The following is a 25,241-nucleotide window of genomic DNA, read 5'->3' on the forward strand; positions in this document are numbered from 1 at the left end:
CTTTCTAGTCAAGTCGGATAGACATATTTCTATGCAGATCGAGCTATGGTTTTCAACGCACCCGCATGCGCCCAGATCGGGTTTGTGTGGTTGCGCCACAGCCATTCCGAGTGCTGGCCCTCATGATCGTGGCTGGCCTTGATCGCGGCCACCACGCCGGCGGGCTCACAGTCGTACGGCCCTGACGACCAGGCGGCGTTAGCCTCGATGACCTTCGGATTTCCGTCGCTGGTGATGCCGATGTCCAGCACGAACCCCGGCGGGTAGGTCACCTCGGGGTCATCCAGGACTGTCCGCGCGAATCGCTCCATCTTGCGCATCTTGTTCTCGTACAGCGGATCTACCGGAGGCTCCGGGGCACCCCAGACCCAGTCGCGGTGTCGGTAGAGGCTACTGGCGAGGATCTCGCCGTAAGCGATGAAGAATCGCGCCTCCGTGACGAAGTCCACCACACCCTGCAGCTGCACGAGAGTGTCGTCAGGGAAACCGAATTGCCGCCAGGTATCCACCAGTCGGCCCGAGTCGTACACCCGTGCCGGGCAAGAATCCACCTTCGCCTCAGGCAGCTTCACGAACGCCAAGTCCACACCGTTCGACAGCTCAGAGAGGGGCATGGTTCGCACAGGCCGACCGAGGTAGCGCGCCGGTAGCCGATCGAGCCAGTACGGGCCACATGAGAGCAGCGGCAAGGTCACGCCCGCCTTGTGCGCGCTTGCCACCCACGCTCCGGGCGCCCACCAGTAGGTGTCGAGCGCTGACACGGGATCGATATCAAATCCGAAGTCCTGCACCGCGCCAAACGCCTTGAACACATCGGCCAGCCAATTGCGGTGCGTGATTATCCGAAACTCGGTCATGGCCGCGCCTCCTCGGCGGCATTGGCTATGGAGCCATCCCACACAGGCACCACCATGCAGTCGTGCGACCTAGGCGGAATGAAAACGAGCCACGGTGCCGCCGGATCTGGAGGTTGCAATTCTGTCGAAAACGGCGGTAGCAAGGGGTTTGGGATGTGGGTAAGGCTAGCGAGGGATTCACACACTGACCGGATGGCCCGAAGGGCCCGTCGCGGCGCATCGCAATGGTTCCGCTCGGCCCATATCGACGACAGTCGGCCACTGGCGGCGAATGCGACGGGCCGGCCCCACTCGCCCCACATGCGCTCACGCAGTCGTCGATACCGGATGCGCTGCGGGCCAGTGGCAAAAGCGCCTGGGCAGTAGCCCTCGCGCAGACCGTGCCATTCGCGCTGACACAGCGAGCACCGAACCTGGTTGACGTTGTGGTCATAGCCGCTGCGGTCTCTATAACCGTCGAGCTGATCGTCCACGAGCGCGTCAATTGCGTCGATGACTGCCTGCTCCGGGTTGGTCATGACGGAATCTTCCTGTTGCGCTTGGCATATCGGTGATGAGCGTCGAGGACATCACCGAGCCGGTAAAACTGGACTTCGCCGTCCACGGAGCACGGAGACAGCATCTTGTTGCGCACCAGGGTCTCCACCCGGCGTTTGTTCAGCCCCTCTGCGATCGAGCCCAGCCGGGCGGCGATCTTCTCCACCTGGCCCGCGGTGAGGACCTGGCGGTTCGCGTCGCGCACCCGAGCGCGGTCGATCACGATGTCGTCCTCCGGGGGTAGGTCGATCATCCGGCGGCACTGCGCGATGTGGTCGCAGATGTCGTCGCAGGCCTCCTCGGAGCCCTCAGTGAGCGCCACGGCCACCATGTTCCGGCGTAGCCATCGCGCCAGAGTGACGATGTCACTGTGGCCCTCGTAGATGATCGCCCGCTGCTCGCACACCAACCGGACCCAGCCGGCCAGACTGTTGTGCAGCTCTGCGGCCGCGCCGGATGCGCCGATGTGAAAGGGCACCTGCGACTCTGGCTTCTGCCGGCGAGGCTTGCCCAGTCCTGGCCGCTGCACGCGGGACTGTCGGGTGATGGTGATCGAGAGATCCTCGACGAGATCGGGGATGGACCCGAGTTGTTCGGTCAGCTTGCGCTGGAGGTCGCGCGCGAGGAAGAAGTCCATGGTCACGGTTGCGATGTCCTGCCTACTCGGGGCGATTCAGGGGCGATGGGCGGGTCGTTTTCCTTCATGTAGCGCTCCCACGCGAGACGGCGCATCCGGGCTGCGTGATGGGTGTGGGCTACGACCATGGCCTCCTGTCGCGTGCCGCCATGACCGAGGTCTATCCAGACCGAGATGGGCGTCTCGCGCCACTGACATGCCCACTCGCCTCTGGCGTAGAGATGCGCCTTAACTGAGTATGTGTCGCAAGGTATTCCGGCCACCCGCGCCGTCCAGCGCTTCTCGTCGTGCTCATGCCATAGCAGCGGTGTCGCGGTCACTGGACCGGCCCCTCGAATACGTGCCACACCAAACCGCATGGAGTAACGACAGTTCCGATGAACTTCCGCCACGGCTTCGGGTCTTCGTCCATAATGAAGACATCGTTAGTGAATCCCGGGCTGTAGCGGTGCTCGCTGCGGCGGTATTGGGTATTGGCCGAGTCGCGCAGCTGCTCGGGCATCGGATTACCCGTCCCCACAATGTAAATGCCCTTGGACCAACCCTGGCCGTACTCGAAGTCCAATGACCAGAGATCGATGCGGGTGTTGCGGTCGGTACGCGAGACGGCCACCGACTGTAGGTCGCCGTCGTGAGGCAACGTCACCGTTTGGTAGTCGGTGATGTCGAGATCGTGCCGGATGATCCTCATTCGATTTCCCTCCTGAATTCGTGTTCTGCGGTCATAGCGGCATCACCGGACCGATGTAGTCCGAGACCGACTTACCGGTCATGCCACAGCTGCACGCACCCTCGATTCCGACAAGCCGCTGCGCCGATTCCTCGACGTGCTTCTTGCAGTCATCACACAGGTCGTAGACCTTGTAGTGATCTGCGTCGCCTGGTCTGACCCAGCCATGGATGCGGGCCGCCCACTTCGCTTCCTGATCGCATCGATTCTTGTGACACGGGCATACAACGAACAGGCACTGGCATGCCTTCGCGCCCATACCGCCGACGATCTTCGCGATATCGACCTCGGGACGCTCTAGGACGGCTGTGGAGCCTCCGGATTGGTGTTCTGCGGTCATCGCGTCGCCCTTCCGGTGTTCGGCGGTTCTGGGGCTATGTGGGCCCGGCATTTGACCCCTGGTTCGACGGGCGTGCCGTCCGATCCGAGGGTCCAGCCCTCGCTGTCGCACAGCGGGCAGTCTCGGAGGGCCTGCGCCGTGGCGGCTTTCGCGGCGCGCTTGCGCTCCAGCTCGTCGGCGGCAGCGACGTCGGCATGCGCCTCGTCCCACTCCCGGCGGCGCCGACAGGGCCGGCACGGCCCGTCGTGGTTCTCTTCGTGGTCGGGGCAATGGGGGCGGGGGTCGTTCGCGTCTACTGACGTACCCCTCCCCTCTTTAGTTACCAATGGAATAAGGGTCGGGTCGGGTCGGGTCGGGTCGGGGTAGCGGGACACCCCGGTGGACTCCCCGGTGGACACGTTTTTGCCATTGGGTTCCATGTCCACCACCGTGTCCCCGGTGGACATTTCCGAGTCATCGCTGGCAGGAACGTAATCGCGCCCCTTTTTTCCAGACCTCCAGGTCTGCTTCTTCTCGGCCTCACGTTTGCGCCGTGCCTGATTTTCGGCCCTAGTTTTCTGCCATTTTTCCCAGTTTCCGAACAAAACTTCGCGAGAATTCCGCCAAGATTCTGGTGAAGATTCCACCCAAAGTTCGGCCTGATCATGCAGAGCGCGTATGAGTCTGGGGGTTCCACCGAAGCCGCGGACAACGTCCAGCGGCACGTGTCCGTCGGTCTCTTCCTTGGCCGACCATGCCCCGCATCGCACCCACAGACCGACCGCCTCGTTGCGCAGTCGGGCGTCGAGCTGCATCACGGGCTTGGAATTGGAGAAGCCGTCATCAATGAAGAACCACGGCATCAGCTGCCCTCCTGTTGGTGGATCGCATTGAGTGCCTTGCGCACCAACTCCCATGGGCCGTCCCCGTATCGGTGCTCGACTGAGATCGTGTGCCATGTGCCGTCGCACTTCGCTTGGGCCACATAGGTGTTCACGTCGTCAGGTAGTGGGCGGCCGACGGTCGTGCGCTTGATCTCCATGCCCTCGTGGATGGAGATCCCGTTGACGTGCAGATGGAAATGCAGGGTCACGATGGCACCACCTCCCATGGGCGGTCTTCGATGACTTTCCAGCCATCGCCGGGAAGCTCGGGACCGCTGTCGATCTCGACCGGCCGATCCGTCGGAGGATCGAGCAGCAGCCACGTCAGCCGCTTCTCGGCCTCCGAGTAGTAGCGGCGAGCCAGCCGACCGTCCTCATTGACCGCGACGGTGCCCTCGCCGTATCCGAGGCGTTTGGAGTTGATCGTTCGCAGGACCATCACCGACAGCTCCCGTGCGGCTCCGTAGTCGAGTAGGTGGGACTGTGGCTTGACGTACTTCGCGCACCATTCCTCGGTGATCAGGTTTCGGATGCTGGCGATGACCGTGGCGAGTTCCTGGATGGAGACCGTCACCCTGTTGTCGAGTCGTTCGTCGGTCACGACTCGTCCCCCGGCGCCCAGGACTCCATGTCGCCGTCGGTGTCCGTTACCGTGACCAAACGGACGTAATCGTTATCCGGGTCGATCATTTCGGACATGTGCGCGGCGATCTTCTCCGGCGAGATTGAGTGCCGGTGCAGTGGAACAACGACATGGATGATCACGACTGCACCGCCTCGGGGTACTGGTCCCACACACGCCCGTCCAACTCGCGGCCGGCGCGCTTCTTGCCGACCCGCTCAATACGGGTGGCCCAGTTCGGATGTCCGAGCCCGAAGGGATCAAACGGGTTGTCCTTCGAGAGCGCTGTCATACCGGCCGGATGCATTACCGCCACGCGATCCGTCAACGGCTTAGACGGGAGCCGGAACCCTCCGGGCTCGTTCCAGGTCCACTCGCCACGCTGTTTGAACAGGAACGGCACACTGGCCTCCACGCACTGATCGCGCAGCGAGCGCGCCCAGTTGGGATGCATCGGCCTTGCGCCAGGCCCAGATTCACCGCCGACGATCACCCAGTCGAGCCGACTGCCCCAGAAAGGCGAGGCCGCCTCGATCGAATCGGTATGCAGGTTGATCGGCCCAAGTAGTGGCTCGGCGCTTACGAATCTCACCGCGGCCGGGGTGTCCAGCAGTGCCGGGATACGGAGGTCGGCGCGCTTCTGATCCTCGGCGCTCACGCCTAACCAGACGTTGGGCAGCGGCCAGTAGTCGCCCATCACATCGCCCGGTAACTCCAGCGCTTGGCACTTGAATACCAACTCGCGGAATGCTTCTGAGTTCAGCAGCGACCGCATGCGCCCATGCCGCTTGGTCAGGAGTTGAAATGTGTGCCGCTCGGCGCACGCCATGACAGAGAACACGCGGGCGATGTACTCGTCAGGCACCTTGTCGTGGAACAGATCTGACATCGAGTTCACGAATACCTTGCGCGGCTTGGTCCAGCGCAGCGGCAGGTTGAGCTTGTCGGGGCGCAGCTGCACATCGAACCCGTTTTCGAAGTAGTGGCCCGGCGTGCCGCGCCAGCGCTCGGCGAACGTCTCGGCGTAGCAGCGGTCACAGCCGGGAGACACCTTGTCGCAACCCGTTACCGGATTCCATGTCGCATCGGTCCATTCGATGCCGGTCTTATCACCCATCAGTTGTCTCCGTTCACTTTCGGGTCGGCTTCAAATCCGGGGCAGTCGCACAGGCCACTGCCTCGCTCATACGTGGGCCAGCGGACGACATGGCAGCGGGGAGCCAAGGGGCCCTGGTGATCGCTCAATGGGTCGCCGCACACACATATCGGGTTGTCGGACACCGGGACACCATCCGCCAGCGAAGTCATGCCGCGCCCTTCCGCCGTAGTTGCGTCTTCACCGAGTCGAGTTGGATACCCATCGCTTCGGCGATCTGCTCGTCGTCGCCGTGCACCCACTGGTAGTCCTCGTACTCCTGCATCCAGGTCGACCTGCCGCCGAGATCCGGTGCGACACTGGGGTCATCGATGGTGTCCTCGTCCCATGCGAAGGGCACTGGCCATCCGTTCGCGCTGGCATGCCGGCGTGCCTTGCCGGACGGTCCCACAGTTAGGTGCAGCCGGGTGAACAGCTCCGCGATGTCGCGGGCACGCCGGGCTAGTACGCGCTCGCGTTTCAGAGTCTTCAGGAGCACGTTGCGGTGGGTGCCCATCATCTTGGCCAGCGCATCGAAACTCCACCCGATCGCGACGAGCGCCTGCAGTCGCCTCACTGTCCCGACCGCGCTCACGTATCCGTTTCCGCCGAATCGCCCCGGGATGGGGATGGTGAGAATCCGTTGGGCACTGAGCTTGCGGACCGAGTCGTACTCGCCGTCCCGGATCAGGCGCACACCGTGCTCGCTCATCTCGGCCAGTTCGGCGATGCGTCCCCACGAGCAGCCCGCGGCGTGAAGCAGTTCCAGGCGTGCCCGCACGGGCGCACTATCGACGTAACCGCGCTCGGCCAGCTCGTAATGCTGCTTACAAAACCCTTGCCGGAAACTACTTCTGGACAGTGCACGGCTATTACTGGAGCAGTTGGGGCGTACGCACTTCATGCCGCCACCAGGCTTCCGTCATCACACAGCAGCACCTTGTACTCATGGCGGTAGAACACCGCGACGTCGGCGGGCTCCTGGTTCTGGTCGACGATGAACCCGAGCTCACGCGCATCGCCGCGCTCCCCGGTCTCCAGGAAGCTATGGCACCATGTGCACGCCATCAGCCCGTTGGCGGCCAGGCGCGACGAGTGGCGCTTGGTGCCTCCGCTGCCCCGGGGCCGGCGATGGTGACCGACCAGCTGGCTGCCGCTGCCCTGGCATACCGAGGGCCACTGCACCTCGCAGAGGCCTCCGCTCCGCTCACGCATGAGTCGTAGGGCCTCGGTGGTGAACTCGGCGCTCATGCGACCGACCGCCGCTCGATCATCAGCCAGGTATGCGCGAGCTTGATCTCGCTGCTTGTCATCGGGCGCGCCCATCGCGGATTGAGCATTGCCGCTATGGAATTCATGCCCAGCTCGCAGTCGAGGCACATGCAATCCCGGTGGTCGCGCACGACGCAGTAGCGCCCGCACCTGTCACAAAAGGCATGCTTCATGCGCCGGCCTCGAAGTCGAATGTCGGCTGACCAAAGCGTGTCCGTAGCGACAGATCGAGGTAGTCACGATTTAGATCAATGCCGACGTATTTGCGATCGAGCCGCTGCGCGGCCATTCCGGTTGTGCCGGAACCGGAGAACGGGTCGAGCACGGTTCCGCCGGGTTTACAGCCTGCAGCAATGCAGCGTTGAGCGAGTGCTGGCGGCATGGTCGCGAAGTGCGCCCCAGGGAAGGGCTGAGTGGCGATCTCCCACACGTCGCCGGGGTTCTTCCCGGCTGGGTGGAACTTCCCGTGCCGCTTCCCGGTCGGCCCGAAGTTGGTCTGCGGCGATGCTCCGGGCGGTGTCGCTTCTGGTCGGACAGCGCGACCCGGTCGGTGTTGAGGCCTCTGTCCTGGGACGCCCTGCTCGTCACGGGCCCAGCTCAGCGCCGCTTCACGGGTGCAAATCACCGGCTCCCGGATCGCGTCCAGGTCGAAGAAGTAGCGCCGACTTTTGGTCAGCATGAACACGTACTCGTGCTTGCTCGACAGTCGATCGTTAACGCTCTCGGGCATCGTGTTTGGCTTGGACCATATGTTGTCATTGCGCAGGTACCAGCCGTCATCCTGAAGCGCGAACGCCACTCGCCACGGGATGCCGATCAGGTTCTTGCCGGGCAGGTCCGTCACCGGCCGCACGGCGGGTACACCCTTGCTTAGATGGCCCGTATGGTCATAGACGCCACGCTTGCCGCCGCTATAGCTGTCGCCCAGGTTCAGCCAGAGTGTTCCGTCGTCGGCGAGCGCGCGGCGCAGCTGAGCGAACAGTGTGCGCATGTGCTCGACGTATTCGGCAGGTGAGGACTCCAGCCCATACTGGCCAGGCTCGCCGTAGTCGCGGAGGCCGAAGTAGGGCGGGCTGGTGACGATGCAGTCGACCGCGCCATCGGGCAAGTCCTCTACCACCTCGAGTGCGTCGCCGTGGTAGAGGGTTACAGAGTGGTCCTGGTAGTAGGGGGCCGTCATGTCAGGCTCTCCACGCCCACGGTGATCAGGTCGCGTGATGAGGGCGGGGTGACCGCATTCCCCGCCTGGCGTGCCTGCTCGCGACGGTTGCCCTTGATCACGTAGTCAGCCGGGAAGTCCATGGCGCGCTTCTGTTCATGCGGTTCCAACATGCGGAAGCGGACGTCGTCAACATTGATCGTGGGGCGCTCGGCACTCAACAACGACTGGTGCCCCTCGGTGGTCAGCGTGCGCATCGGCTCCGAAGTTGGTGTGACCATTTGAGCCGGATTGCCGCGCGGCGTGTTGTTCCGCATCAGCAGCCCATGGCGTTCCACCGCTGTCACGGTCGATAGCGGCTGGTCGACCGACCTGGTGCCGCCCTTGCCGTTGTAGGTGGTGACGAGCGCGTGATGATTCCCCGAGGCTGTGACGGTGGCCAGTGGGTGCGCCACGGGTCGGGCGTCACTACCGCCTCCGCGTAGTTCGGCGATGAACGCGAGGGCGTCTGTCTCCCGGGTGGTTCGGGTGGAGAATGGTTCGGTGGTCGGGGCGGCGTCTTCACGCCAGGTGCCGCCGCAGGGCACTAGCAGCCCGGTTTCACTGCGCGTGGTCATCGTCCTGACGGGCTCTGATACCGGGCGCGCTTCCTTGCCTTCGCGCCCTTCGACAGGCACGAGCAGTGGCAGCCAGTAGCGGTCGATGCCGGCGTGTACGCGTGCCATCGTTTTGGGAGCTAGTGGCCCGAAACTGATCTCGCCGGTCTTCTTGTCGACGAACTTCTTGATCGGCTTGTCGCCAAGACGTTCACCGAGTAGTGACCAGTCGATGATTTCTTCGGCCGGACGGACCATGGGCTCCAGAACCTGATTGCGGCACTTGACGTTAGGGCACCTGTACATGTACTGCTGCCGGTAGCGGCCGACGGTGTTGCCGGGCCTCTTGAACACCTGCATGGCGTTGATGGGCCCGCAGTCGGGGCAGATCGCCCGGGGCCGGACCACCCGCTCAAGGTCGGGGGCTCGGTTCGTACGGCGCCAGAACACGACGTACAGGCGGTCGCGGGACTGCGGGGCGCCGCGCCCGCCCAGTTGGGCGTGCATCGAGTTCAGCATCACCAGCCGGTGGTCGTAGCCCAGAGATTCCATCGCGGCTAGCCACGCGTTGAACGGCGCCCACTTGGCGACCTCGACGACGTTCTCGACAAACACGACCTCGTATCGGTGATACTCCGAGAACCGCACGACGTCCCACATGGTTGCGCGCGAGCGTTCTGCGGCTTCGTCGGGCAGCGAATCGCCGAACAGGTCGGGTTGCGCGTCGATCCGCTTGATTCCCTTGGCTTGTGAGTGGTTCGTGCATTCGGGTGAGAACCAGCCGAATGTCGTCTTGGGGAAGTACTTGGGGTGGATCTGCGACAGATCCGCGCAGTAGTGGTCCGCGTCCGGGTGATTCTCGTTGTGTGTATCCACCGCCAGCTGCCAATGGTTCGCCGCGCATCGGACTGAAACACCCGGCACTTGAATCGCACCCGTACTGGAACCGCCTGCACCGCAGAAGAAATCGGTCATTGAAATATGCGTGCTCACGAGACGGTCTCCAAAGCCGCGAAGTGGTCGATAGTGGCCTGTAGCTGTTCCAGGTCGATGGAGGCGTTGAGGTCGGCGCCGTACTCGTCGCTGAACCACTTCCCGGCCAGCTTGAGGTCAATGCCCCTGCCCTCCATGAGGGTTCGCAACTCGTCCTTCATCTGCTGTGCCGGCGGAACATCCGAGGCCTGCAACGGAGTGGTTTTGCGCGGTGACATGCCGGGTTTCATCACGTCGAAGATCAGCCAGTCCAGGGAGAAGTCCTTCACCGACTTGGGCTGGTCGACGCCGGGGCGCACGCCGTATGTGGGTGATCGGACACCGACAATCACGGGCGGCCGCTCGCGGGAGAGCTGCACCCACGCGGTGGCCTCGTACGCCAGGTCTTTCTGGCCTTCCACGCGGTAGTCGCGCTTGCCGGTGGGCTTGCCGTCCTCGACCTCGGCTACTTCCTTGCCGCGCGCGGTCATGACCACGATGCCGGGGAATGACACGAGGATTCGCATCAACTGGTAGTGCCGCTCGCTGACGTCGTTCCAGAAGTTCATCGACGGCTTGATCTCGGCGTCGGGGTCTTTGGCCAGCTTGGCCCGGTTGGTCGGAGTGTTCCGCGCACGCTGATCGGCCCAGTCCTTGAGGAACGTCCACTCGTTGGTCATGGAGTCGACGACGAGCACGACGGGCGGTTCGCCAGCCGTATGCGCAGCCTTGGCAAGCTTCGCCACTTCCTCGAGCTGGTGCACGATGTCGTGCCAGGTGCCGTCGTGCTCGATGATCAGGTAGTCGGCACCGGGGATGACTGAGTACTCGTCGGCGGCGTCTTCGCCCAGATCGAGCCAGTAGGCCTGCCCGATCTTGTCCGAGGCGGTGAACTGTGCTGCGGCGTAGGTTTTCCCAGACTTCTCGGGACCCTCGATCAGCACAAGCGGGAAGGGCACCACACCGGTTGGCTTGCGGACGGACAGGCTCACTGGACCACCTCGGCGTCAACAACGACGGGTTCCAGCGCCAGCCCAAGTGCGGCGGGGATGTCCAGGACGCCCCGGGACCGCATATCCACTAATAGCTCCCGCGCGTTCGGCTCCGCCTTCCATTTCACGACAGGCCTTCCCGCCGCCACAGGACGACTGGAGACCCCCGGAGGTAGCTGTCGATTGGAATTCACCGCTGCCTGTGCCGCTGCGAGCACTGTGCTACAGCCTTGATCCGAGAGCTTCTGCGTCGCAAGCAGTGGGTCGCTGAATTCCTCCAACACCCAGTCGATTGCGGCGGCTTCGTCGTCTATCGACAGGACTTCGTGTGCCGCGGTTGGCTTGTCGATGGACACCCACCCGATCAAGAGATTCTGTCCGTCAACCCCCTTCTGATCCGAAAGCACCGCGAGCCGGGCGCCGGGGTGATTCTCGGCTAGAAACTCGGTCTTCTCATCCCGCTCAATCTCGTCGGCTAGCTTGCGGAATTCGGCTGCAACAGCGATTCGCGTCTGCCTGTTCATTGCTTATCTCCCACCATTCCCATGACTGCTACCGCCATCTCTTCGGGCGGCAGCGATATACCCGTGCGCTCGAACACCACCTCGGGAGTTCCCGGGTAGATCCCCACACGCATTCCGTTGAATCCCAGCGTCATCCGATCGGTATCGATCGCCTTGATCGCCGCCGCAAGTCGTCGGCCATTGATGGCAACTTTCGTCGGGGCGCCCGAGAACTTGTGCGGCTCCAGCTCATCGCGAGTGAGGGCATCGCCGCCGAGGTTCTGGACGGCGAGACTGCCCTCGCTCGCGAACAACTCGATGCGGGCGTAGTCCCCGGAGCTGAAAGCGGAGGCCCGGCTGAGCATGGTCACCAGCTGGCTCTTGGTCACCTCGCACGCCGCGGTCAGCTCCTTGGGATACACCCGCTCCACGGACGGATAGGGGTAGGCCAAGATGCTCATCGTGGACGCAGATCCCCTCCCTGACAGCGCGAATAAGTTCTCGTCCCAGGACAACTCGATCGACCCGTCAAACCCCTTCCAGGGGCCTACCGCATCGGCCAGAAGGCCGGCGGGTACATCGACCGTCGTGACGTCGTCGGCAGCGAAGTCGAAGGGGATCTGTTTGACGATGACCGAGCACTTGTCGCAGGCCGTCAGCTCGAGATACGCCTCGGTCGCAACCAGGTGCACCGCCGTCCACTCATGCAGGGCCGGATCGCCCGCCGCGAAAGGCGCCGCCGCCCCGACCGCCGCGCTGAACTCCGCCGCCATGACCGAACCGACAACGTGGTCCTCGGCGACCTGCGGCAGCTGTGGGTAGTAGTGAGCGTCCATGAGCGGCAACACGAACGAGGCTTTGCGACAGGTGATCGCCAGGGTCCCGCCTTCGACCTCCAAGGCCACCTCGGCATCAGCGGGCAATAGCTTGCCGATGGTCGCCAGTAGCCTGCCGGCGACGAGCACGGGCCCGTCCACCTCGCCCACGTCAGCAGCGACTTCCATGCGGATCGAGCGCTCGTAGTCGTAGCTGCTCAACGCGATCGAACCAATCAGGGGCTCAATCAGGATGCCGGCCAACGTTGGGGTGTCGGCCGCACGCGATAGCCCTGCTGCGACAGAAGCGATTGCAGGCGCAAATGCGCTGGAGTGCACGGAGAATTTCACAGAAACCTCTCCGCATCCTCTTCGGTCAGGATCACGATCCGAGCCCCAGGGCGCAGAGAGATCACGTCCCCTGGCGTGAAGTCACCCGTGATCACAACTCCGTCAGTGCTGAATTGGGAGACCTCTCCCCTGTATGCGGTCATGCGAGTTCCTTTTCTACGAGTTCCGTAAGGTCTTGGTGGTGCACGATCGCGAGGGCCTCGCAGTCAGGGTCGTTGCACTGCAGGCGAATCCACATGGTTGTGGAGCCGGTGCCACCGCCTCTGCGGTCGAGCCACATCACCGGGTTCCGTACGTTGATCACCCACGACGTTGCTTCGGGCGCCGAGCACCAGCACCCGGCGCTGTGGCGCTTCTTGAGAACAACCCTCACGACACCTCCTTGATGCTCTGCAATCCGTATGTGACACACCAGCACGGACCGGACGTGGAAATCTCCCACGCCACAAGGCAATCCCGCTCACGGCCGACTGATCCGTAGACGTCAGCCACCTGAATCCGCTTCCCGCCCTGGCAGATCGGGCAGGGCCTCGCGGGCGCGCTTACCGGCATCGCCGTTACCTCGCCGGGACCGTCGGCATGACCGGGGTCGGCCAGCACAGCAGCGGGATGCCCTTGTCCTTGGCGATGTCCAGGCACTTGGACACCAGAACGTTTGGATCCTTAGACACAGACGCCGCGAGGATCTCGTTGGCTCGGGCCTGCGCTTCTGCCGTCTTCTGTGCCTGCAGCGCTACCGAAGTCGCCGCCCGCTCTTGGTTCAGCTGGTTGATCTTCTGCTCGGTGCCGTCGTCGTAGTCGATGGTGGGCACCGCGACGTCCAGAATCTCGACCTGGCTGCCGACCTTCGCGGCGAGAATGTTCTTCGCCTGTGTCGACAACTCGGGCAGCGGTGAGCGGTCAAGGTTCTGTGGCGCAAGAGGATCGAATGACGCGAACACTTCATTGAGGGCAACCTGCAGGTTGCGGGTGACGAGGTTGGTTCGCACGTTGTCGAAAGCCTTGTACTGCACGAACAACTCGGGTGTCGCGTCTGGCTTGATCTGCCAGCGCACCGACACGTCAGCGTCAGCCGTCGAGCTGTTCCCCAATCGGACCTTGATGCGGTGATCACCCGTGTGTTGATCGATCTGCACTGCGCCGTCCATCTCAGTCACCTCGGTCACTGGGGACTTGAGGTGCAGGCCATTAGAAAGCGTTGTGCCGGTAGGCCGACCGAACTTCGTTTCGATACCGATCTGCCGTGTACCGACCACGGTTGTGGATGCGAACACGAGGCAGATCAGACCGACGAACCCGACCCCACCGGCCATCAAGAAGACAAGAGGACGGTCATCGCGCCGCACGATCAGGCCGACGATGGCCGCGACAACGGCGACGAAGGCAAGGATGATGAAGAACCACATTGAGATAGGCATTGCGGGGTAAGTCCTTTCAGGATTGAGAGTCTTGGGTTTCCAGGTCGAACGCGACGCCGATCTGGTCGAACGCACGCTGCAGGGTCCGGGTCGCGGACATGGCGTACTGCTCGGAACACGAGTGGACGATTCGAACGTGATCCATGGACTCGATGGCGTTCTTGATGTGGTCTTGAGCGTCCTTGGCGAGCAGCTGCGCAGCCTCCTTGCGCTCTATGCCAGTCATACCCAACCGCCCCAAGGTAATTCGGCATCGAAGACTGCAGGGTGGTTGGTCAGCAGGGCGTTCTCCTTGCGGAGTTTCCGGTTCTCGACGTTCAGCTCCTTGGCTTCCGCTCGCCACCACTGCGCGGATGAAGCCAGCACGAGGATCAGCAGGATGGTGGCTACGGTCTCCCAGGTCATCGTTCACCGCCCTCTGACCATGGCCACTTGCCCTCCAATCGAGGGAAGACCTTCTCGGCTTGCGCCCTGTACTCAGGGCTCAGGTCGGTCGGACGCCCTTCGATGAAGGCGGCGTAGTCGGCTTTCCACTGCTCGGGAACGCTGAAAACGTATGTGGCGTAGGTGCAGTCCGATTCATCATCGAATGTCTCCACGTAGTTCGGATGCTGATACAGCTCGTCTTCGCCGTATCCACAGTTTCGATTGCCACCACCGACCCGGGTGTAGAGGTGGATGTGATTGTCATACTCGGGGTGATCCTGATCGCTGGTGTAGACGTCACGGAACCTCGGGTACTCATCGGGGTGCTTATCGCCCAGCATCGGAATCAGATAGAAGGTCGCGAGCGTCACGCCATGGACCATGTTGTAGAGGCTCATAGCCACCCCGATTGCCCGGCGGCGGCGATGCCCAAGATGAGGCCGACCGCGATCAGTAGCAGGAACGCCTGGAAGGTGAACGGGTCCCGCCGGCATGCCCGGCAGATGTCACCGCCCATGGGGCGCATGACGATATGGCCGCAGCTGGTGCGGGGGGTCATGCCGCTTCCTCCCTCGGGTCGATACCGGAGACGGCTACGGCCTCATTCCATGCGCGTTCCATCGCGAGCAGCACGTGCTCGACGGGCTTGTCCTCTATGAGCGTCGTGATGTCGTCCAGCGACGGCGCCGACCCGAGCCGGGGTCCAGCGGGTCTGATCCGGCTGGTCGGAATCGGCCACGGCCCTTCGTGTTCGATGTAGTGGACGTCGGGATTCATGCCGCCCTCCCCTGCCGCTGGGGAGCCTTGGAGTCCACGTACGCCTTGAGAAGTGGAATGTGGCGCTGGCATTGGTCGGTGACCGACAGGAGAATGATCTCCCCGCGCTGTTCCTGGTTGTAGCCACGCTGAGCCAGCGCCACCTGAATTGCTTTGATGCCGTTGAAATTCGGCAGGGCGTCCAGGTCAACGCAGATCCGCCAGCCGTTCGTGGCGACAAAGTCCTCTGCGATCGGATCCGCATTGGCGGGTGGCGCGCATGCGACCCCGACCGCGAGTACGCCCGCAGTAACTAGTCCGATGGGTTTGGTATTACGGTTGAACACGCCTGCCTCCTCTGTAGGCTGGTGATGGAAGCGGTACCGGTGGAATGACTTGGCGGTTGGACCACCGGTACCGCGCTTGTATTCAGTTGTTCTGTTTCATGCGCTGAGTAGTCGACGACGGGTCCGAGGTGACAGCCCCACGGCCGAAGGTTCGGGCACCGGCGCGACGGTCGGCGCAGGTGTCGCAACGTTGGTGTACTTCGCAATCAGGGCATCGAGTTGCTCACGCGTGAATCGCCACTCGCGGCCAAGGCGGTACCCAACGAGTTCTCCACGGTTGAGCCGCTCTCGAAGCCAGCGCTCGGGGTGTTTCCAGTGCTTCGGTAGTGCCGCATCGGCCACCTCGGTTAACGAGAAGGTCTCCATGCGTGGAGAAGTGGCGGTCATGCCGTGATCGCCTTCCATTGCTGGTGGTTGCGCATCTGCTGCTGGATTCGCAGCAGGTCCGCGAAGACGGCCCGACGCGACGATGGGTAGAAGTCGTGCAACACGACGTCACATGAGACCGATGCGAGGGTGTCCAGGCTGGAGTCGATGGCGAATCCGCGCGACTCTGCGAGTTCCAAGACGGTGGGCCGATTCATGAGTCACCGCCATGGTTGGCGCCGGGAATGTGGTTTTCGGCTACACCCCCGGCGCCCTCTCCTACGCTGCGTGTGTCACCAGCATCAGCAGAAGGAGAAGAACTATGGCGCTCAGCACCCGACTCGGAATCGTCCTCGAAGGCATCCAAAACTGCCAGACCGCAACTACGAAGGTCGCTCGGCTCCGATCGCATAGCGACCCGGCCATCAAGGAACTCGCGAACGCAGTCCACTTCCTGTCGTACGGGGTTCAGCAGATCGGACTCGCACTCTCCGAGGATGGCCGTGAGGACGATCTCCCGATCCAGCGACTGAAGTAGTCGCCGCAGGATGACCGCGAATCGCCGCGCCTCAGCCGCGGTGCACGGATTGAGATAGCAACCGCGCTGCTCATCGGGAAGGCTCACGATGCCTCCGCCGGGAGGGGGTCAATCGCAGGCATTCCCAGCTGTCGACGAATGAAGTCGATCCCCGAGGGCTGTACGTATGTGGTGTAACTGCAACCCATCTCGCCGTTCGAGCGTTCAAACTCGTGGGGTATGACCTCGAAGTGGTGGGCGTACTGCTGATACGGGGTGTTGCGCCGAGAGCCCGAGGCAATGAACACCTTGCGGTTTCGAAGCTCCCGAAAGAGTTTGTTCTGTGAGGTGCCGAGCATCTGTGCGACGGCGCCGACGGCATACTTTCCCGTGGCGTCCAGAAACGAGTCGTAGGCCTCGGCCTTCGGCGCAAGCTCTCGGTTCTCGGCCTCTAATGCGAGGCGCTCCAGCTCGGCGTTGCGGGCGATCTCGATGAGCTCCAGGCGCGTGATGTCCGCCCCGTTGATCGCGGGCCGGGTCTCGGCCTCGCGGGTCTTGACGACGAAGTACTCCTGCGCCGCCGCGACCTCCGGCTTGCGCGGGTCACCGTTCATCGCCACGAGGTAGGCGGCGAACCGGGTGAGCATGTAGTCGGTTTGTGGCCTCCCACCAGTCTTTTCAGTGTTGGCCCTGAAAAGGGTGTTGACGTTGAATCCCTGGTTGTGCGCAGCCTGCTTGGCTCGCTCAATGACGGGCTCGAACTCGTTCCAGCGGGGGTACCCCATCTTTCCCTGAAGCCAACGGGCCGACCAACGATCTTCGCCCCCCTGGGGGCACGGCACGCAGCCTTCATCGAAGGGCGACTTCTCGCCGATATGCAGTAGATCTGACATGGAAGCTGATTCCTTTCTTGTCGGCGCCCTCACCCGTTGTCCCGGGTGGGGGCTCTTGTGCTTTATGCGGCAGATGACTTACTTTTCTGTCCCAGTTCGCCAGGATTACTGTCCACTCGAACCACGAAAAGATCGTCGACCGGAACCTTGAGCTTGTGCGCAATGCGCAATGCAGCGTCAGTGTCGAGCGTCTTCACTTCCCCTCGGAGAAGTCGACCGAGATACGAGTGCGATCGCCAGCCCGCCGCCCCCGACAAGGACCTTTGCGTTTCCTCTTGGACGATCATCAACCGCATTAGCCGCTTGCGGTCATGAAGCTCCATGTACACCTCTCCGAGGCTCGCCTGGCGTGATGAGAGAGACATTACACATTCCTGTCCGTAGTGTCCAGCATTTCTGTCCATTCCATCATCCGTGGTGCCCATGAGACAAGAAATTACAAGGGTGTTTTTTGCCAGATAGGCCCCTACCTGCGACTATTTGGAGGAGATATACGTATCTTGCAGTGCCCAGACATGACGGGTGCCGGGTGCCCAGCACGTTGGACGCGGCGACCAGGAAGAGAGAGTGTCAAGACATGGCGCAGCACCAGCTCGGTCAGCTGATTGACGACATCAAGGTCGCCAACGGCTGGTCCGACCCTGACCTGGTGCGCAATGCGAAGGAGAAGGGCTATGTCTTATCCAAATCGAACATCTCGCGTTACAGACTTCCTTTTCCATCCATCAAGGGCGAGGTCATCCTCTCCCTTGCCGCTGGGCTGCGAGTCGCCCCTGCGCGCGTCGCGGTTGCCGCGATCGAGAGCATGGGCATTCTGCTTCCACAGCACGACGATGCCCCGACACCCGAGCAGGCTGTCCGCCTTGACCACGATCTGTCGGAGCGAGATCGGGATGCGGTACTGGCACTACTTGCCCAGCTACGCTCGACCACGCGGCAGGGAATGCCGCGCTCGACGAAGCAAACCCAGGAGGTGGACCCCGGCGGCCTTGCGACTCCACAGACCAACGAGTTTGAATCAATTGTCGCTCGTATGTCTGATATCGCCGCCCTGGGTAAGACCATCGAGGCGCAATACACCGAGAGGGGTCTGGGGTCTGGTCGGGCGAAGATTCCCTCAAGCTACTTTCGGCGCTTCCTGCACATGGCAGTCATCGATGCCCTGTATGACCGCATCATCCCCGAGTCACGCGGCCTAGCTGTTCACCAGTTCGATACCGAAGAGTGGATGGCCTGGCTGGCCGAACTCGCTGTGGCAACCGCCGAATACGACAAGGCGAACATGGCCGCCCAGGCGAAATTGATTGAGGTGCTTGAGCAATCTCGAATAGATCAGCTGGAGGTAGCTCGCGATTTCGTGCAAAACGGTCTGAAGTCTGACGAGCTGATGCTGATGGCCATCGAGAGCCTCGAATCTCATTGGCAACGGCGAGCCGAAGAGCTGGATGTCGAGAAGTTGACCCGAGAGGCTCGGGGGGTCGCCCACCGACGGCAAAGCTCGACACGAAAGCAAGCCGAAACCAAGAAGACCCTGGAACGTCGAATCGCCGAGGTGCGGAGACGCCTCGACGAGGTCAACTCCACAGAGCCGAAGTCGGCTGAAGGATCGCCAGAAAACGATGCCCTCTCGAGATCACGGCTTGAAATCGCCTGGCCACCATACTTGCCGGACCGCCGTCCCGGGTTTGATGAACTATCAGAGCAGACACTCTGGGCAGTAGCAGGCATCATCGCCCAATCTCTGGCCGAGCAATACACAGAAATGCGCCGGCGCGCGCGCGAAGGCGCCAACCGCCAGAGCCTCCTTCAGCAGGCACGGCTCTCACTCGGTGATAATCCGAGCCTGGGACAGAGCTACGCACCAGAGGTCAGCGACGGGCTGTATGTGCAGTACCTCGCGGCCCGACTGTCCACTCCGCATCAAGGGGGTGAGCCGGACCTTCACGCTCAGCTGCCACTCTCGGACGCTGAGTACGCAGCTGCGCACGCTCGCTACCGTCGCGAATTCTCGGAGATGGTCATCTTCGGTGGTGAGATACGCACAGTCACCGACAGTGGTCCGAAGAGTCCAAACCTGTACTTGCGCACCAAGCGGAGCGAAGCGGATCTACTGAACGATCCCCCATCGCCGGAATCGAACGTGACAGGCCGGGAGCACGCATTACGTCCGGGGATATCGCGGGTGCACGGTAATGTCCCCTACCTGACCCCCGAGGAGTTCCTCCCAGGCGGCGTCGACCCCACCTCGCCTGGCGATGAACAGGCGGACCATGGATAGCATCGCGGCGCACTCTTCGATCGACCAGTCGGCTGGCGGCACAGCGCCAAGTGCCAGGCGTAGCTGATTGTGTAGGCATTCCCGCCGAGTTCCTTGCTCCATCGTTCCGCCCTTTCGTCACTCGCAAACGTGAAGGGAACGATAGACCACTTGACGCAATACTGCGTCGCTATCTGACACACTGCGTTTATTTTCTGAGTATTGCGCCGGATGGGAGTACCCTTCACCCATGCCGTTATCGAGTCTTGAAGTGGGGCAACTCGGCCGCGAGCTTGCGAACATCTTGCGCGGCGGCATCGAGCGCAAGCGCGGCGACAAACACGCCATCGCCGGGCAACTAGGTATCAGCAAATCGCAGCTTGACCGGCTACTCAAGGGCGAACGCCCAATCACCATCGACCAGGCCGACATCATCAGCGGCACCATCGGCAAATCACTGTCAGCTGTGCTTGCCGAAGCTGAATCCGATACCCCGGGGCGCCCGCGCGACCGGACCACCTACCCGAGTGCCGCCGACATCTTCGAGAGGGGATTCTGATGGATCCGATCGGCACCGCGTGCGCTGTAGTTCTGGCGCTGGCCGCTCTCTACCGGACGATCGTGCGAGCGCCAGTCCTTCTCACCGTCGGTCTATGGGTGACCAGCCTGTCCCAGCTCGTGAGCGCCCTCGTCACGACCCTTGACCCCCCGCTGCTGGACTGGACTGGTTGGGCCAACCTCTCACAGATCATTACCTATGTCCTGATGGTGGCTTCGTCGTATATCTTCGCGCGCACAACATGCAGGGTCGCCGGTCTCAATACCCTTTGGGCCCTGGTTATTACGTGGGTTTCGATCATCGGCATGTCCGCCGTCTACTTGCTCACAAACCTGTCCACCACCCCGAGCTTGGTGGTCGAGACAATCCCCGGACCGCCCAGCTACATCTTCTCGTGGCTGCTCGCCGTCGGCCTGCTGCCCACCCATATCGCAGCGGTCATCGGAGCCAAGCGCGGTGTGGAGAACCGAGTCTTGTTCTGGCTCTTCGGAATCTACGGCGCCGTCGGCGCGCTCTACCCGCTGCTAATGGTGGTGGACCGCATCGATATGTACACGCTGCGATGGCCACTCGAAACCACCTACCCGGTGGTGTGGACCATCCAGCTCATCAGCTTTGCAGCCCTATCTGCAGCCGGAATCGTCGGCGCCAACCAGCACCGCCGAACGCAAATGACCGTCGAACCAGCACGGTAAAACACAAGCACCGCAAGGCAACACACTGCATAACCGGGGGATAAAAACCAGTGGTCGAAGACAGCTCGGTAGCACAAGCGCGCGCACTCATCGCATCGTTGTACGAGCACGTAAAGACAACGTCAGAGGCGATCGAGAAGGCTGGTTTAGGCGCACAGATGCCAGCGGGGCGCGCTGGAGCTGACGTTCAGCACCGCCGTGGTGGGTTTGCCTCGGCCTGACTGCGAACGCTTCGCACCGAGTCGCGCAGCTGTAGGCTTCTTGCCGGTTGGGGCAACCACTACACAAGGGGGAGAGTCCATGACGGCACCCGGTTGGTACCCAGATCCTTCGGGGATTCCCAGTCAGCGCTATTTCGATGGAACAACCTGGACAGAGCAGCGAGCGCCGGCACCAATCGCACCTCCCGCGCAGCCGAAATCCGCTGCCGTGGCGGGGCTTCTGCAATTTTTCCTCGGCTTTTTCGGCATCGGTCGCTTCTATCTCGGATACTCCGGCATCGGCGCCATCCAGTTGATCCTCGGGATTATTGGACTCATAACCACGCCGATCTTCATCGGGTTGGTGATCCTCATTCCGCTGGCGATCTGGACTTTCGTCGAGGCGATCATGATGTTCGCCGGTGGGATCAAGGAAAAGGGCGGCCGGCCGACCCGCTAGCTCGCGCTACAGTTCGGCGCCGTGCACTGAGTGCTTAACTCGACAGTGCCTTCGCCATCACCACTGCGGCAGCCTCCATCGACGACCGGTCCAGATGCCCGTACGTGTTGACGGTGGTCGTGATGGACTCATGCCCCAGGTGCTGCTGGATGACGGGCAGCGGTACGCCTGCGGCGATAAGCCAGGACGCGCAGGTATGACGCATGTCGTGGATCCGCGGCTTCGGGTCGAGTTCGGCGCGCAGCACGGCGGGCGCCCAGACGTTCATACGGAAGTTCGGGGCGCGTACCGGACCACCCTCGGCTCGCCGGCCACGCCCGGTGTTGGTGAACAGCCATGCACCCGAATAGTCGAGCTTGTCGAGCACATCGGCCGGCACATTGATGGTGCGCACCGACCGCTTCGTCTTGGGTGGGCCGATCCGGTAACCGTGGTTGTCACGCTTCCAGGCCCGGGTGATGCGGACGGTGTGGGCGCGCTGGTCGACGTCGGATGGCCGCAGCGCCGACACCTCGCCCCAACGCGCGCCGGACGCCACCAGGAACTCTGCCATCGGTCGCCACGGTTCAGTCACCTGCTCATTGAGGTGTGCGAACTCCTCCTTGGTCAGGAACACCATCTCGTGTCCCTCCCCGCGAGGAAGGCGGGTCCGGTCGGCGGGGTTGCTCGCGATCTTGCCCGCCACGACGGCCGTGGCCAGCGCGGCCGATAGGAACCCGTGCTTGTTGGCGATCGTCTTAGCCGAATACTTCTTCTCGCCTAGCCCCTGCACCCACACCGACACGTCCTCGCGGGAAAGAGCCTCGAGCGGAACCGTGCCGAACGCCGGTTCGATGTCGTTCTTGAGGTAGCCGCGGTAGTCCTGCACGGTCCTGGGGTCCACGCCAGTCAGGTGCTCAATGTGGTGGCTCACCCATTTGCCGACGGTCATGCCAGAGCGGGGTGCCGGCGGGGCGATGTTATGCATCTCAAGCGCGCGCAGAGCTCCGTGCGCATCCACGAGAGCGCGAAATGCCTCGGCGCCCGCCAGCGTCTCGAATGTCAACGAGAACTGGCGGGCGCCGAGGCGGTAGAGCACATCCCAGCAGTCCCCCGACTTGAGGGACCGACTGCGGATCGAGGCCATGCAACGGACCATATCACCGCACTTGGTTGCATATGGTGTTGCATGGAATCCCACTGGTGTGTTTTCCCAGGTAAATCGCTATAAAATTGTGGAGCTGCCGGGAATTGAACCCGGGTCCAACGGCCGTTCATTAAGGCTTCTCCGTGCGCAGTTCGCTGTGTCTCTACTCGGATCTCTCAGTCACGCGAACAAGCCGAGATGACGATCCCAGCCGCTGTTTGATGTCCCGGTGACTTCCGCGGCCGAAGCCACCGGTTGATCCCGCTAGCTGATGCCAGGGTCCGGGCCGCGGGAGGTCCCGGTCTGACAGACACGCAGTCGCTTAGGCAGCGAGTGCGTAGTCGCGCTGATGAGAATCGGCGCTTAATTGGTTGCAATGACGCTTACGGTGGTCTCTTGCCTGCACCGGCACGCTTCCCTTAAGTCGAGACTCGCTGTCGAAACCTTTCAGCCCCGTCACCCCACCGACCTTCGGTGGGACACTCCATCGTACCGCCGTATATCCACGAAGCCACCGAATTACCCGCCCACCCCACGGTAGCGTCAGCCAAACGTCGCCAACTTCGGGAGTCATCACCATGCGCACGCTGCTGATCACCTGTGTCTCCGTTACGGCGGGCGCAACCGTATTCGCTGGTCACGCCTCCGCGGATCCGCCGGTGCCCAACCTTGACGGCTACGCACCGGTCGAGGCCACCGCCTTTGAGACCTACTCCGCCTATGCGACCTCGGGTGTGCAGTTCCTCACTCCGGACGGACTGCACTGCCGCATCACCGCCAACTCCCGCGCCACCGGCGTCGACGGAGCCTGCTGGGGCAAGCTCCCCGGTGTGACGGGCGACGAGAACTTCGCCACGGTGTCGCTCAATACCTCTACCGCGAGCCTGAGCCACATGCCGGACCTGGGCCAGCAGGAGATCATCGCCCGACCCGACGCCTCCCCCGCCGGCCCGGCATCCATCGACCCCAGCGTCTATCGGCCGCTGGCGCCCGGACAGAAAATCACCTACGGCCTCAAGGGCACCGACAAGGTGATCACATGCGGCATCAGCGAGCAGCACGAGACGATCTGCGTACTGCCCAACAATTTCTCCGGCGGCGGTCCGCACGGATTCGTGCTGTCCCCCGCCGTCAGTCGCGCCTTCTAGCCTCGTCGTCGAAACCGACGTTGTGGCGACAAGATGCGAGACGAATCCGCCACAACGTCGGTCTCGACGAGAACGGAGAGGGCACGCAGGGAGCTAGCGCGCGTCCGCCAACACTTCCAACGCCGCGTTGTATCCGGGGATGAAGGAAATTGCCGGTCCTCCATGACATCCCGCGCTCCCCAGGTACAGGCCGCCGACAGGCAACGGTTGGTCGCGGTATCCGCGCGGCCCCGGCCTGTTGATACCGATCTGGTCCGCGTGCACCAGCCCGAAGCAATAGTCACCGCCCGGCGCACCGAACATGGTGCCCATGTGCCGCGGCGTGAACGTGGTGTGCCGCAGCACAATGTCCTCGAAATTGGGGGCCAGCCGGGAGATTTTATCGATCACCCGCTGCCCCATCTCCGCCTTCATCTCGCCATAGCTGGCATGCCCGGCCTCCACCGGAAACCACAGCGCGAATGCCGAGGCCGCGTACTTGCCCTCCGGCGCCAGCTGTACGTCATGCAAGGACGGAATCTGAAACACCACCGCAGGATCAGCGGGCACGATCCCCCGTCGACAGTCTTCCCATTGCGCCTGCAGCTCTTCCGGCGTGCTGTACATCCCTACCGTCGACTGCAACCCCGGATCGTTCAGGATCTCGTAGGGCGCGACGAACTCCGGTAGCGCGTCGAGCGCGAAGTGCATTTGTAGATAACTGCCACGGTGATCCACCCGCGCGAATCGGTCACGCTGATCTGATGGGACAGCCGAAGAATCCAACATCTCCACGACGGTGAGATCGGGTGCGACACACGAAACAACCACCGGCGCGGTAATTGTCGATCCATCTTCCAAGGCGACGCCGGTCACCCGACCGCCCGACGTGAGGATCTGGGTCACCTTGCTACGGAGTCGAACCTCACCGCCGTGCGCAACCACGCGAGCATGCAGATGCGATGTCAGTGCACCTATGCCACCACGCAGCTTCTTCATCTGCAGCGCGGTCGCGTCCGGCATGGCCAACCCGAACGCGAGCGCCGCGGCGCTACCCGGGGTTTCCGGTCCGCGGTAGGTCATGTTGAGCGCCAGGAACGCCAGCATGCCGCGCAGCACACCGTGCTTCTCTTTGTCGGGGAAGTAACGGTCCAGCACGTCGGTCACCGATCCGAACAGCATCTCGTTGATGCTTGAGCGCTCGAATTCGTTTGTCGCGCAGGCATACATCTCATCAAAAGTCTTTGGGAGCTGCCCCACCTCGAAACGCCCCAGCGCCCTGGTCGGCGCCTGACTCCAGGCCATGATCCCCGCCATGCCGTTGACCGCCTCCGCCCCGTGCACGTCATTGAGATGGGTCAACAGTTTCATCGGGTCGCTGTAGTAGATCAGCGGATCGTCGCCAATCCCCCTGAGCGCCAACGAAACAACATCCAGGTCGACCGCCGGCAGGGTATCGAGGCCAAGGTCGCGACTCAGAACGGCGGACGTCGGAAACTGAACCGATCCGGCAATCTCGAATCGGTATCCGTCGAACAGCTCCACCGTCGAGGCCATACCGCCGGCATACAGCTTGGCGTCCAGGCACACCGTGTGTAGCCCTGATTGCTGCAGTTTCGCCGCGGCAGTCAGACCGTTGTGTCCGGCACCGATCACGATCGCTTCGAAGTCCGCCATCACCCCACGCTGGCATGGCTCGTCAAGTTTTGTCAA

At 62.6% G+C, this 25,241-nt stretch carries 37 protein-coding genes and 1 other RNA gene; 6 read left to right on the plus strand and 32 right to left on the minus strand.

Going from position 1 to position 25,241, the window contains the following annotated elements; translation table 11 throughout:
• Window positions 1–29 precede the first annotated feature (29 nt).
• The 28 genes from B4393_RS22590 to B4393_RS22725 form a co-directional block, all read right to left on the minus strand.
• Window positions 30–857: an ATP-grasp domain-containing protein gene (locus B4393_RS22590; protein WP_109558633.1), complete on the minus strand. Its 828-nt coding sequence runs from the start codon at window positions 855–857 to the stop codon at window positions 30–32.
• Window positions 854–1,375, minus strand: coding sequence for a hypothetical protein (locus tag B4393_RS22595; RefSeq protein ID WP_078336063.1), 522 nt, complete (start codon window positions 1,373–1,375; stop codon window positions 854–856). The genes B4393_RS22590 and B4393_RS22595 overlap by 4 nt, the downstream gene beginning before the upstream one ends.
• Window positions 1,372–2,031, minus strand: coding sequence for a hypothetical protein (locus tag B4393_RS22600; RefSeq protein ID WP_078336064.1), 660 nt, complete (start codon window positions 2,029–2,031; stop codon window positions 1,372–1,374). The genes B4393_RS22595 and B4393_RS22600 overlap by 4 nt, the downstream gene beginning before the upstream one ends.
• A gap of 316 nt (window positions 2,032–2,347) precedes the next feature.
• Window positions 2,348–2,722, minus strand: coding sequence for a DUF7352 domain-containing protein (locus B4393_RS22610; protein ID WP_062912544.1), 375 nt, complete (start codon window positions 2,720–2,722; stop codon window positions 2,348–2,350).
• A 31-nt stretch (window positions 2,723–2,753) separates the two neighbouring features.
• Window positions 2,754–3,101 carry a hypothetical protein gene (locus B4393_RS22615; protein WP_078336066.1) on the minus strand — a complete coding sequence of 116 codons (348 nt, stop codon included), beginning with the start codon at window positions 3,099–3,101 and terminating at the stop codon, window positions 2,754–2,756.
• Entirely contained in the window at window positions 3,098–3,943 is an 846-nt protein-coding gene (locus B4393_RS22620) for a hypothetical protein (protein WP_204985574.1), read from the minus strand. The genes B4393_RS22615 and B4393_RS22620 overlap by 4 nt, the downstream gene beginning before the upstream one ends.
• Window positions 3,943–4,173 carry a hypothetical protein gene (locus B4393_RS22625; RefSeq protein WP_078336123.1) on the minus strand — a complete coding sequence of 77 codons (231 nt, stop codon included), beginning with the start codon at window positions 4,171–4,173 and terminating at the stop codon, window positions 3,943–3,945. The genes B4393_RS22620 and B4393_RS22625 overlap by 1 nt, the downstream gene beginning before the upstream one ends.
• Window positions 4,170–4,565 carry a hypothetical protein gene (locus B4393_RS22630; protein ID WP_078336067.1) on the minus strand — a complete coding sequence of 132 codons (396 nt, stop codon included), beginning with the start codon at window positions 4,563–4,565 and terminating at the stop codon, window positions 4,170–4,172. The genes B4393_RS22625 and B4393_RS22630 overlap by 4 nt, the downstream gene beginning before the upstream one ends.
• Complete coding sequence (locus tag B4393_RS27695) at window positions 4,562–4,729, minus strand: hypothetical protein (protein WP_157901323.1); 168 nt, start codon at window positions 4,727–4,729, stop codon at window positions 4,562–4,564. Before B4393_RS27695 ends, B4393_RS22630 begins: the two co-directional genes overlap by 4 nt.
• Window positions 4,726–5,703, minus strand: a complete 978-nt coding sequence (locus B4393_RS22635; protein WP_078336068.1) for a DUF5131 family protein — start codon at window positions 5,701–5,703, stop codon at window positions 4,726–4,728. Before B4393_RS22635 ends, B4393_RS27695 begins: the two co-directional genes overlap by 4 nt.
• A 187-nt stretch (window positions 5,704–5,890) precedes the next feature.
• Entirely contained in the window at window positions 5,891–6,625 is a 735-nt protein-coding gene (locus tag B4393_RS22645) for a DNA-binding protein (RefSeq protein WP_078336070.1), read from the minus strand.
• The gene (locus tag B4393_RS22650; RefSeq protein WP_078336071.1) at window positions 6,622–6,972 is read right to left on the minus strand and encodes a hypothetical protein; all 351 of its coding nucleotides are present in this window, start codon (window positions 6,970–6,972) and stop codon (window positions 6,622–6,624) included. Before B4393_RS22650 ends, B4393_RS22645 begins: the two co-directional genes overlap by 4 nt.
• 190 nt (window positions 6,973–7,162) lie before the next feature.
• Window positions 7,163–8,173 carry a DNA-methyltransferase gene (locus B4393_RS22660; protein ID WP_078336073.1) on the minus strand — a complete coding sequence of 337 codons (1,011 nt, stop codon included), beginning with the start codon at window positions 8,171–8,173 and terminating at the stop codon, window positions 7,163–7,165.
• Complete coding sequence (locus B4393_RS22665) at window positions 8,170–9,741, minus strand: DNA cytosine methyltransferase (RefSeq protein WP_078336074.1); 1,572 nt, start codon at window positions 9,739–9,741, stop codon at window positions 8,170–8,172. Before B4393_RS22665 ends, B4393_RS22660 begins: the two co-directional genes overlap by 4 nt.
• Window positions 9,738–10,712 (minus strand): AAA family ATPase, encoded by a 975-nt coding sequence (locus B4393_RS22670; protein ID WP_078336075.1) that lies wholly within the window; start codon window positions 10,710–10,712, stop codon window positions 9,738–9,740. The genes B4393_RS22665 and B4393_RS22670 overlap by 4 nt, the downstream gene beginning before the upstream one ends.
• Window positions 10,709–11,236, minus strand: coding sequence for a hypothetical protein (locus B4393_RS22675; protein WP_078336076.1), 528 nt, complete (start codon window positions 11,234–11,236; stop codon window positions 10,709–10,711). Before B4393_RS22675 ends, B4393_RS22670 begins: the two co-directional genes overlap by 4 nt.
• A complete protein-coding gene (locus tag B4393_RS22680; RefSeq protein WP_078336077.1) occupies window positions 11,233–12,381 on the minus strand; it encodes a beta clamp domain-containing protein in 1,149 nt (382 codons plus the stop codon). Before B4393_RS22680 ends, B4393_RS22675 begins: the two co-directional genes overlap by 4 nt.
• A complete protein-coding gene (locus B4393_RS27700; RefSeq protein WP_157901324.1) occupies window positions 12,378–12,524 on the minus strand; it encodes a hypothetical protein in 147 nt (48 codons plus the stop codon). Before B4393_RS27700 ends, B4393_RS22680 begins: the two co-directional genes overlap by 4 nt.
• A complete protein-coding gene (locus B4393_RS22685) occupies window positions 12,521–12,754 on the minus strand; it encodes a hypothetical protein (RefSeq protein WP_083070023.1) in 234 nt (77 codons plus the stop codon). The genes B4393_RS27700 and B4393_RS22685 overlap by 4 nt, the downstream gene beginning before the upstream one ends.
• A 184-nt stretch (window positions 12,755–12,938) precedes the next feature.
• Window positions 12,939–13,787 carry an SPFH domain-containing protein gene (locus B4393_RS22690; protein ID WP_413816163.1) on the minus strand — a complete coding sequence of 283 codons (849 nt, stop codon included), beginning with the start codon at window positions 13,785–13,787 and terminating at the stop codon, window positions 12,939–12,941.
• Window positions 13,788–13,815: 28 nt separating this feature from the next.
• Window positions 13,816–14,025 (minus strand): hypothetical protein, encoded by a 210-nt coding sequence (locus B4393_RS22695; RefSeq protein ID WP_078336080.1) that lies wholly within the window; start codon window positions 14,023–14,025, stop codon window positions 13,816–13,818.
• Complete coding sequence (locus tag B4393_RS22700; RefSeq protein WP_078336081.1) at window positions 14,022–14,204, minus strand: hypothetical protein; 183 nt, start codon at window positions 14,202–14,204, stop codon at window positions 14,022–14,024. The genes B4393_RS22695 and B4393_RS22700 overlap by 4 nt, the downstream gene beginning before the upstream one ends.
• On the minus strand, window positions 14,201–14,623 hold the full coding sequence (locus B4393_RS22705; protein WP_062912560.1) for a hypothetical protein: 423 nt from the start codon (window positions 14,621–14,623) through the stop codon (window positions 14,201–14,203). Before B4393_RS22705 ends, B4393_RS22700 begins: the two co-directional genes overlap by 4 nt.
• A complete protein-coding gene (locus tag B4393_RS27890; protein ID WP_165758522.1) occupies window positions 14,620–14,784 on the minus strand; it encodes a hypothetical protein in 165 nt (54 codons plus the stop codon). Before B4393_RS27890 ends, B4393_RS22705 begins: the two co-directional genes overlap by 4 nt.
• Window positions 14,781–15,002: a hypothetical protein gene (locus tag B4393_RS22710; protein ID WP_062912561.1), complete on the minus strand. Its 222-nt coding sequence runs from the start codon at window positions 15,000–15,002 to the stop codon at window positions 14,781–14,783. Before B4393_RS22710 ends, B4393_RS27890 begins: the two co-directional genes overlap by 4 nt.
• On the minus strand, window positions 14,999–15,328 hold the full coding sequence (locus B4393_RS22715) for a DUF732 domain-containing protein (protein ID WP_235631128.1): 330 nt from the start codon (window positions 15,326–15,328) through the stop codon (window positions 14,999–15,001). Before B4393_RS22715 ends, B4393_RS22710 begins: the two co-directional genes overlap by 4 nt.
• A gap of 96 nt (window positions 15,329–15,424) precedes the next feature.
• Window positions 15,425–15,715: a helix-turn-helix domain-containing protein gene (locus B4393_RS22720; RefSeq protein WP_062912826.1), complete on the minus strand. Its 291-nt coding sequence runs from the start codon at window positions 15,713–15,715 to the stop codon at window positions 15,425–15,427.
• Window positions 15,712–15,912: a hypothetical protein gene (locus B4393_RS22725; protein WP_078336082.1), complete on the minus strand. Its 201-nt coding sequence runs from the start codon at window positions 15,910–15,912 to the stop codon at window positions 15,712–15,714. Before B4393_RS22725 ends, B4393_RS22720 begins: the two co-directional genes overlap by 4 nt.
• 104 nt (window positions 15,913–16,016) lie before the next feature.
• On the opposite strand from B4393_RS22725, the gene B4393_RS22730 reads away from it, so the two are divergent.
• A complete protein-coding gene (locus tag B4393_RS22730; RefSeq protein ID WP_109558636.1) occupies window positions 16,017–16,232 on the plus strand; it encodes a hypothetical protein in 216 nt (71 codons plus the stop codon).
• Between the two features lie 83 nt (window positions 16,233–16,315).
• Here B4393_RS22730 and B4393_RS22735 read toward each other — a convergent pair whose 3' ends face one another.
• Complete coding sequence (locus tag B4393_RS22735) at window positions 16,316–17,104, minus strand: phage antirepressor KilAC domain-containing protein (RefSeq protein WP_078336083.1); 789 nt, start codon at window positions 17,102–17,104, stop codon at window positions 16,316–16,318.
• A gap of 541 nt (window positions 17,105–17,645) precedes the next feature.
• Here B4393_RS22735 and B4393_RS28170 point away from each other — a divergent pair.
• The 4 genes from B4393_RS28170 (at window position 17,646) to B4393_RS22760 (ending at window position 21,275) form a co-directional block, all read left to right on the plus strand.
• Window positions 17,646–19,382 (plus strand): hypothetical protein, encoded by a 1,737-nt coding sequence (locus B4393_RS28170; RefSeq protein WP_236743227.1) that lies wholly within the window; start codon window positions 17,646–17,648, stop codon window positions 19,380–19,382.
• 229 nt (window positions 19,383–19,611) lie between these two features.
• Window positions 19,612–19,920, plus strand: coding sequence for a helix-turn-helix domain-containing protein (locus B4393_RS22750; protein ID WP_133052611.1), 309 nt, complete (start codon window positions 19,612–19,614; stop codon window positions 19,918–19,920).
• A complete protein-coding gene (locus B4393_RS22755) occupies window positions 19,920–20,615 on the plus strand; it encodes a hypothetical protein (RefSeq protein ID WP_078336084.1) in 696 nt (231 codons plus the stop codon). The genes B4393_RS22750 and B4393_RS22755 overlap by 1 nt, the downstream gene beginning before the upstream one ends.
• A gap of 300 nt (window positions 20,616–20,915) precedes the next feature.
• A complete protein-coding gene (locus B4393_RS22760) occupies window positions 20,916–21,275 on the plus strand; it encodes a DUF2510 domain-containing protein (protein ID WP_078336085.1) in 360 nt (119 codons plus the stop codon).
• Between the two features lie 34 nt (window positions 21,276–21,309).
• Here B4393_RS22760 and B4393_RS22765 read toward each other — a convergent pair whose 3' ends face one another.
• Both B4393_RS22765 and ssrA read right to left on the minus strand, forming a co-directional pair.
• Complete coding sequence (locus B4393_RS22765; RefSeq protein ID WP_062912569.1) at window positions 21,310–22,401, minus strand: tyrosine-type recombinase/integrase; 1,092 nt, start codon at window positions 22,399–22,401, stop codon at window positions 21,310–21,312.
• An 86-nt stretch (window positions 22,402–22,487) separates the two neighbouring features.
• Window positions 22,488–22,856: a transfer-messenger RNA gene (gene ssrA, locus B4393_RS22770) on the minus strand.
• Window positions 22,857–22,979: 123 nt separating this feature from the next.
• Between ssrA and B4393_RS22775 the strand changes: the two genes are divergently transcribed.
• Window positions 22,980–23,549 carry a hypothetical protein gene (locus B4393_RS22775; protein ID WP_078336086.1) on the plus strand — a complete coding sequence of 190 codons (570 nt, stop codon included), beginning with the start codon at window positions 22,980–22,982 and terminating at the stop codon, window positions 23,547–23,549.
• Window positions 23,550–23,642: 93 nt separating this feature from the next.
• Here B4393_RS22775 and B4393_RS22780 read toward each other — a convergent pair whose 3' ends face one another.
• Entirely contained in the window at window positions 23,643–25,205 is a 1,563-nt protein-coding gene (locus B4393_RS22780; protein WP_236743228.1) for a phytoene desaturase family protein, read from the minus strand.
• Window positions 25,206–25,241: the final 36 nt, after the last annotated feature.

The organism is Mycobacteroides franklinii (assembly GCF_002013895.1).
GTDB lineage: Bacteria > Actinomycetota > Actinomycetes > Mycobacteriales > Mycobacteriaceae > Mycobacterium > Mycobacterium franklinii.